This is a genomic window from Streptomyces botrytidirepellens (assembly GCF_003721215.1).
In the GTDB taxonomy this organism is placed as follows: Bacteria; Actinomycetota; Actinomycetes; order Streptomycetales; family Streptomycetaceae; genus Streptomyces; species Streptomyces himastatinicus.
Genome location: NZ_RIBZ01000717.1, coordinates 1 through 7,813, shown reverse-complemented (window position 1 = coordinate 7,813; position 7,813 = coordinate 1). Strand labels below are relative to the sequence as shown.

Sequence of the window (7,813 nt, the reverse complement as noted above, 5' to 3'; positions counted from 1 at the left end):
GAGCCCCGGCGGGGGTGCAGGGGGCGGAGCCCCCGCAACGGGGTCTGGGGCGCAGCCCCAGCGGGGGCCGGAGCGGAGCCCCTCACGCGGCGGAGCCGCAAATCGACAGGGGTCGGGAAGGGGCGGGGTGGGGGAAACGTCACCCCACCGGCGCCGGCACCGCCTCCGCCACCCCGGCCCCATACAACGCATGCGCCACCCGCAAAACCACCGCATCCGCATGCCGCGCCCCCACCAACTGCACCCCGATCGGCAACCCCGACGACGACATCCCGCACGGCACGGACGCCGCCGGCTGCTGCGTCATGTTGAAGGGGTACGTGAACGGCGTCCACCCGGTCCACCGGGTGTGCCCCGATCCCTCGGGCACCTCCACCCCCGCCTCGAAGGCGGTGATCGGCAGGGTCGGCGTGACCAGCAGGTCGTACGCGGAGTGGAAGCGCCCCATCGCGTGCCCGAGCGCCATCCGTACGTCCACGGCCGCCAGATAGTCGAGCGCGCTGTACGCGGCCCCCTGGGCACAGATCTCCCGCAGTCCCGGGTCGAGCAGTTCCCACTGCTCCTGCCCGAGCGGCTGCACCACCCGCGCCGCGCCGCTGAACCACAGCGTGTGGAAGGCCTCCACGGGGTCCTCGATGCCCGGGTCGATCTCTTCCACGACGGCGCCCAGCCCATCCAGCAGATCCACGGCCCGCCGCACCGCCGCCGCCACCTCGGGGTCGACGGCGGCAGCGCCGCCCATCGTCGGGCTGTAGGCGACCCGCAGCCCGTCGATCGAGCCGCCGCCCGCGCTGATGGCCTCCCGGAAACTCCCTCCGAGGGGGCCGAGCTGCGACCAGTCGCGCCAGTCAGGCCCGGTGATGACGTCCATGAGCAGGGCGGAGTCGGCCGCGTCCCGGGTCATGGGCCCCACATGGGCGAGGGTTCCGAAGGCGCTGGCCGGGTAGATCGGCACCCGCCCGTAGGTGGGTTTGAGCGCGAAGATGCCGCAGAAGGAGGCGGGGATGCGCACGGACCCGCCGCCGTCCGTGCCGAGGCTGAGCGGACCGGCGCCCATCGCGACGGCGGACGCGCTGCCGCCGCTGGAGCCGCCCGCGGTGCGCCCGGGGTCGTACGGGTTGCCCGTCACCCCGTCCACGGGGTTGTCCGTGACACCTTTCCAGCCAAATTCCGGGGTGGTCGTCTTGCCGAGAAACACCGCTCCGTGGTCCCGCATCCGGGCCACCGCTGGCGCGTCCTCGTCCCACGGCCCGTCGGTCCGTACCGTGCGCGACCCGCGCAGCGTGGGGCCGCCGCGCATCAGCAGGATGTCCTTCACGGACACCGGAACGCCGTCCAGGAGCCCGGCGGGCTCGCCGCGCCGCCACCGTTCGGCGGACTCCTCCGCCTGGCGCAGGGCCTCCTCGCCGTCCACCCGGCTGTAGGCGTTGACCCTCGGCTGGATCTGCTCGATCCGGTCGAGCGCGGCCCGTGTGGCTTCGACGGGAGAGAGGTCGCCGGAGCCGTACCGCTCGAGGAGTTGAACCGCTGTCAGGTCGTGCAGGTCGGTCATCCAGCTCTCCGTTCAGATCATGCAGATCAGTTGAGGCCGTGCGATCAGTCCACCGGTACGTAGCCGAGACGCTTGTCGACGATGTTGAGCAGGGGTTCGCCGGCGCTCCAGCGGTCGTAGTTGTCCTGGAACTGTTCGGCGAGGTGGTCGCGCCAGCCGACCGTGTCGCCGCTCATGTGGGGCGAGACGAAGAGCCCGGGCACGTCCCACAGGGGGTCGTCGGGGGACAGCGGCTCGTTCTCGAAGACGTCCAGCGCGGCGCCCGCGATGTGCCGTCCGAGGAGGGCGGCCTTGAGGTCGGCCTCGATGACGAGGGGGCCGCGTCCGACGTTGATGAAGCGGGCGGTGGACTTCATACGGGCGAAGGCGGTCCGGTCGAACATGCCGCGCGTGTCCTCGGTGAGCGGCGCGACGGAGATCACCCAGTCGGCCTGTGCGAGCAGCTCGGGCAGTTCGTCGTTGCCGCGTACGCCCGGGCGGGCGGTGCGTCCCACCAGGTCGACCTTGATCCCGAGGGCGGAGAGGGTGGTGCCGATGGCCCGGCCGATGGGCCCGGCGCCGATGACGGCCGCGCGCGACCCGGCCAGGCGCATCGTCTCGCGGTGCTGCCAGCGCCGCTGCCGCTGGAGCTCCCAGCTTCCGAAGAAGTCCTTGCCCATGGCGATGACCAGGCCGGCGACGTACTCGGCGATCGGCTGTTCGAAGACGCCGCGCGCGTTGGTCAACACCGTGTCGGACGCGGTCAGTTCGGGGCTCAGCAGCCGGTCCACCCCGGCGCTGGCGGTGTGGACCCACCGCGGCCGGGGGCCGTCACCGGGCCAGGCGTCGCGAACCGCGTCGGAGGTGAAGTCCCAGACCAGGAGGACATCCGCGGAGGGCAGGGCGTCGGGCAGGGTCTTCTCGTCGCACACCACGACCTGGGCCCGGCCGGCCAGCCGGTCCAGCCGGACCGGGGGCTGCTCGCCGAAGACGACAACAGTGCTTTCGGACATAGGCGGGTAACCGTTTCGAAACGTGGGTGGGTTTGGCTGTCGAGAGTTGGGGCAGGCGCCAAAGTTTGCGGGGATTGACCACGCTAGGCAGCGGAAACTACCGTCGTCAACAACGGATCTGTCCCGACGTCCCGGCATCAGGCCGGTGCTCTCTCTTATATCTCTGGCCAATGGTCCAGCCCTCCCTTTCTGTATTGGGGCTCGATATATGGACGTCTCCTTTCTGGGTGGCCCGCAGCCGCAGCGTGGCGTGGGCGTCGTCGCACCGTTCGACTTCGCGCTTGATCGCGAACTGTGGCGCTGGGTGCCGGACGAGGTCTCCTTGCACCTCACCCGGACCCCCTTCGTTCCGGTCGAGGTCAGTCTCGACCTGGCACGGCTCGTGAGCGAGCACGAAACCCTTCAGGACGCGGTGCGGGCGCTGAGCGCGGTCGCACCGGAAGTGGCGGCTTACGCCTGCACCTCGGGCAGCTTCGTCGGCGGCGTGGCCGGCGAGCGCGCGATGTGCGCGGCGATGACACAGGCGGGCGAGCTGCCCTCGCTCACCACCTCGGGCGCCCTGCTGGAGGCGCTGCGGGAAATCGGCGCCCGGCGGGTCGCGGTGGTGACCCCGTACACCCGGTCGGTGACCGACTCGCTGGAGGACTACCTCGGCGAGGCCGGTATCACCGTGACGGGCCGGGCCTATCTCGGACTGACCCGGCACATCTGGAAGGTCCCCTACCGCGACGTGGTCGACATGGCGCGGGAGGCGGTGGTCGGGTCGCCCGACGCTCTCTTCATCAGCTGCACCAACTTGCCGACGTACGACGTGATTCCGCAGCTGGAGGCGGAGTTGCGGATGCCCGTGCTGTCGGCCAACCAGGTGACGGTCTGGGCGGCGCTGCGGGAGATCGGTGCCCAGGCGGTCGGCCCGTACCAGGCGCTGCTGGACCCGGCCGCGCGGCGGGGCCCTGCGGGCATGGCGTCGTCGACGGTGGCCGACCCGATGGCCTCGATGCCCCCGATGGCGGGCCCGGCGGCGCATGCCGAGCCGGAGCCGGAGGCGGCACTGGCCGGGGCCGCGTCGCCGGGGCCGGAGGTCGATCCGGCGGACGGGCTGGACCCGGGCTTCGGGCCGGGGGTCGGCGAGGGCCCGTTCCTCGACGACTCGGGAGGTCCGTCTGCGATGTGAGGGAACCTGCCGGGTAGCTGCGGTGTATCAGAAGTGACAGTGCAGGGGCGGCGCCCGCGGGGGCCGCAGGTAAGGAGGCAGTCATGACGGACGCGACGCAGCAGACGGCGCACCAGACGCCGGACACGGTGGGCTTTCTCTACCCGGGCTATTCCGCCGAGGACGACTATCCGCGCCTGGAGGGGATGCTCGGCGACAGCGTGCGGCTCCCGCTCGTCCACACCGACATCGGTGAGGACGCGCACCGGGTCGACGCCCTGCTGGAAATGGGGTCCGGGGCCCGCCTCGCGGCCGGGGTCGCCGAGCTGAAGGAGCGCGGCGCCCAGGCGGTGATCTGGGCGTGTACCAGCGCGAGCTTCGTCTTCGGCTGGGAAGGCGCCCGGGAGCAGGTCAGCGAGCTGGAGGAGACGGCCGGGCTGCCCGCCTCCAGCACCTCCTTCGCCTTCGCCCATGCGGTGCAGGCGCTGGGCGTGGAGAAGCTGGCCATCGCCGCGACCTATCCGGAGGACGTCGCGGAGTACTTCAGGACGTTTCTGAAGTCGGCGGGCGCGGAGGTGGTCTCCACCCAAGGCAGCGGCATCATCACCGCCGCCGAGGTCGGCACCTGGGGGAAGGACGAGGTGCTGAGGATGGCCCGCCATGGCGACCATCCCGAGGCCCAGGCGGTGCTGCTGCCGGACACGGCCCTGCACACCGCCGCCTGGCTGGCCGACCTGGAGGCGGACCTGGGCAAGCCCGTGCTCACCGCGAACCAGGTCACGGTCTGGGAGGGGCTGCGGCTGCTGGGCCGCCGGCCGGTCCATGACCGGCTGGGCACGCTGTTCGCCGCGGGGGACTGAGCGGCGACCGAGGGCGGGTCACTCTCGGCGGAGGCTCCTATGCCTTCCGCTGCCTGCCCGACGACACGGACGCGGTCACCGGACCCACGGTGACCGTGGCCGGGCCGACGCGCGGCGGCCGCCCGGCCGCCGGGCTGCCGGACCGGCTGGGCCCGCTGCTGACGTCCCGTGACCCCGACCTGGTGGTGTTCCGCCGCCGCCGTACCGCCTGACGCCGTCCGGCCCCGGGGCCCGGGGGACCCACACATCCCTGGATCCTCCCTGGTCCCGGGGCCGGGAATAAAGCGGAGCCTTCATCCGGTTGACCGTGCGCGGTGGACGAACGTGCACCGCAGTGCGATCAGGGAGGCGGGCCACCGTGGCCGATGAGCAGGACCGGCGAGGCGAAGAGCGAGACGCGGAGCGCGACACCATCCGGGCCAGGGCCCGGGGCAGCGCGCCCGTACCGCTGTCGGTGCTGGACCTGGCGACCGTCGGCAGCGGGCTGACCGCCACCCAGGCGCTGCGCACCACCACCGAGCTGGCCGGGCTCGCCGAGCGCCGCGGCTTCCACCGCTTCTGGGTGGCCGAGCACCACTCCATGCCGGGCGTCGCCAGCTCCTCCCCGGCCGTCATCCTCGCCCATCTGGCCGCGCACACCGAGCGGATCCGGCTCGGCTCGGGAGGGGTGATGCTGCCCAACCACGCCCCGCTCGTCATCGCCGAGCAGTTCGGCACGCTGGAGGCGCTCGCCCCCGGCCGGGTGGACCTCGGCCTCGGCCGCGCCCCCGGCACGGACGGGGCCACCGCGGCGGCGCTGCGCCGTACCGAGCGGCTGCGCGAGGGCGCCGACGAGTTCCCGCAACAGCTCGCCGAGCTGACCAGGTTCCTGGACGACGACTTCCCCGACGGCCACCGGTACGCCCGTATCCACGCGGTGCCCGGCCCCGTCCAGGGGACGGTCCCCGGCGGGGTGCAGTCCGCGGACCGGCCCTCGGTGTGGCTGCTGGGGTCCAGCGGGTTCAGCGCCCGGCTCGCGGGGCAGCTGGGCCTGCCGTTCTCCTTCGCGCACCACTTCTCCGCGGCCAACACGATCCCCGCGCTCGACCTCTACCGGGAGTCGTTCCGGCCGTCCGCGGTGCTGGACCGGCCGTACGCGTCGATCGGCGTCTCGGCGTTCGCGGCCGAGGACGAGAAGGAGGCCCACCGGCAGGTGCTCACCGGCGCCCTCTCCATGATCCGCCTGCGCACCGGGCGCCCGGGCCTGGTGCCGTCGCCGGAGGAGGCCGAGGCGCACACGTTCAGCGAGATCGAGCGCGACTTCGTGAACAGCTGGCTGGCCAATGTGGTGTACGGGACGCCGGACGAGGTGCACGAGGGCCTGGACGACCTGGTCAAGCGCACCGGCGCGGACGAACTCAAGATCACGACGACGGCGCACGGGCCGGAGGCCAAGCTCCGTTCGTACGGCCTGATCGCGGACGCGTACGGCCTGCCGGACGCGTCCGCGGACACCCCCTAAGGGGAGACGGGGCAGGCGGGGAGCATGGGAGGGATGCGGTCCGGCGGGACCGGGCGGGAGTAGAACCAGCCCTGGCCCGTGTCGCAGCCGATCCGTCCCAGCCGCTCCGCCTGCTCCGCGCTCTCCACGCACTCCGCCACCACAGTGAGCCCCAGCCGGTGCGCCAGCTCCACCAGCGCCCGGACGATCGTCTCGTCCGCCGGATTGGGGTGCTCCTCAGCCCGGAAGCCCTGGACGAAGGAGCCGTCCAGCTTGAGCGTGGAGACCGGCAGCCGGCTCAGATAGGCGAGGTTGGAGTAGCCGGTGCCGAAGTCGTCGATCGCGATGGCCACGCCCATGTCGCTCAGCTGCTGGAGCGCCTGGAGCGGACGGCCCGCCGAGCCCATGACCGCCGACTCGGTCAGCTCCAGCTGGAGCAGCCGCGGCGGCAGCCCCGTCTCGGCTAGGATCGTGCCCACGTCGGCGACCAGGTCGGAGTCCCACACCTGACGCACGGCCACATTGACGCTGACCACCAGCGGATGCCGCGGATGGGCCTGCTGCCAGGCGCGGGCCTGACGGCAGGCGGTACGCAGCACCCAGCGCCCGAGGGGCACGATCGCGCCGTTCTCCTCGGCCAGCGAGACGAACCGATTCGGCGAGAGCCTGCCGAACTGCGGATGGTCCCAGCGCACCAGCGCCTCCACGCCCCGGACGACCCCGTCGACCAGGCCGACCAGCGGCTGGTAGTCCAGTACGAACTCCTCCCGCTCGACCGCCGGTCGCAGCGTGCTGGACAGCGCCTGACGGGTCATGCGGTGGGCGTTGCGCTCGGGGTCGAACAGGGTCCAGCGCGCCTTGCCGTCCTCCTTCGCCCAGTAGAGCGTGGTGTCCGCGGCCTGCATCAGCCAGGTGGTGTGGGTGCCCGCCGCGGGCCGTTCCACGACGCCGATGCTCGCCGACACCGACAGCCGCTGCCCGCCCACGTCGAACGGCCGCTGGAGCGCGGCCAGCACCGAGCGGGCCAGCTCGCACACCTGCTCGGTGCCGCTGGACTCCCGCACCAGCAGGGCGAACTCGTCGCCGCCGAGCCGCGCCACCAGATGGTCGCCGGGCGCCGCGCACTCGGAGAGCCGCTGGGCGACCGCGCGCAGCAGCCGGTCGCCGACCCGGTGGCCGAGGGTGTCGTTGATGGCCTTGAAGCCGTCCAGGTCGAGGTAGCACAGCCCGATCCGGCCGGTGCCCGCGCGGTCGTACGCCCCCGCCTCCAGCGCGGCGGCCAGCCGCTCGAAGAACAGGTTCCGGTTGGGCAGCCGGGTCACCGGGTCGTGCATCTGGAGATGGCGCAGCCTGCCCTGGAGGTCCCGGCGGTCGCTGATGTCGGCCATCGACAGCAGCAAGCTACAGCTGTCCGGGGCCGTTTCGACGGTGATCTCGGCCCACAGGGCGTGGCCGTCGGAGTGATGGAGCCGACGGGTGCACGTCATCCGCTCGCGGTGGCCGAGCAGCACCTCGCGATAGTCGTTCCAGGTGCGCGCGTCCTCGCGCAGCTCCGCCAGCTCGGCGGCGCCGCGGGCCGCCAGCTGCGCGGGGTCGGCGCCCAGCAGCGTGCCCAGCGCGGGGTTGGCGTCGAGGACGTTGCCCTCGCGGTCGATGACCGCCATGGCGAGCCGCGCGGCGTTGAAGGCGGCACGGTAGTCGCTGGGCGCGGCGCCCGGGGGAGCGCCGCGTGGTGGGCCCGGGGGAGCGCCCTGCGGGCAGGGTTGCGCGCCCGCG

6 protein-coding genes and 1 pseudogene are annotated in these 7,813 nt (G+C 72.8%); 4 read left to right on the top strand and 3 right to left on the bottom strand.

All coding sequences use genetic code 11. The features are described from left to right. Window positions 1-139: 139 nt before the first annotated feature. A complete protein-coding gene (locus EEJ42_RS36815; protein ID WP_123106535.1) occupies window positions 140-1,552 on the bottom strand; it encodes an amidase in 1,413 nt (470 codons plus the stop codon). A 44-nt stretch (window positions 1,553-1,596) separates the two neighbouring features. Beyond that, a complete protein-coding gene (locus EEJ42_RS36810) occupies window positions 1,597-2,544 on the bottom strand; it encodes a D-2-hydroxyacid dehydrogenase (RefSeq protein ID WP_123106534.1) in 948 nt (315 codons plus the stop codon). A gap of 208 nt (window positions 2,545-2,752) precedes the next feature. Here EEJ42_RS36810 and EEJ42_RS36805 point away from each other — a divergent pair, with 208 nt between their 5' ends. The 4 genes and pseudogenes from EEJ42_RS36805 to EEJ42_RS36795 all read left to right on the top strand — a co-directional run bounded on the left by EEJ42_RS36805 (window position 2,753) and on the right by EEJ42_RS36795 (window position 6,058). Continuing rightward, window positions 2,753-3,718, top strand: coding sequence for a maleate cis-trans isomerase family protein (locus EEJ42_RS36805; RefSeq protein WP_123106533.1), 966 nt, complete (start codon window positions 2,753-2,755; stop codon window positions 3,716-3,718). 83 nt (window positions 3,719-3,801) lie between these two features. Continuing rightward, window positions 3,802-4,557: a maleate cis-trans isomerase family protein gene (locus EEJ42_RS36800; protein ID WP_123106532.1), complete on the top strand. Its 756-nt coding sequence runs from the start codon at window positions 3,802-3,804 to the stop codon at window positions 4,555-4,557. Between the two features lie 17 nt (window positions 4,558-4,574). After that, window positions 4,575-4,688: pseudogene (locus tag EEJ42_RS54785) on the top strand (EfeM/EfeO family lipoprotein); the annotation flags it as partial. 227 nt (window positions 4,689-4,915) lie between these two features. Next, window positions 4,916-6,058 carry an LLM class flavin-dependent oxidoreductase gene (locus tag EEJ42_RS36795; protein WP_123106531.1) on the top strand — a complete coding sequence of 381 codons (1,143 nt, stop codon included), beginning with the start codon at window positions 4,916-4,918 and terminating at the stop codon, window positions 6,056-6,058. Here the strand turns inward: EEJ42_RS36795 and EEJ42_RS36790 are convergent. Beyond that, window positions 6,055-7,813: putative bifunctional diguanylate cyclase/phosphodiesterase (locus EEJ42_RS36790; RefSeq protein WP_425473013.1), on the bottom strand; the 1,759-nt coding region annotated here is incomplete at its 5' end. The genes EEJ42_RS36795 and EEJ42_RS36790 overlap by 4 nt on opposite strands.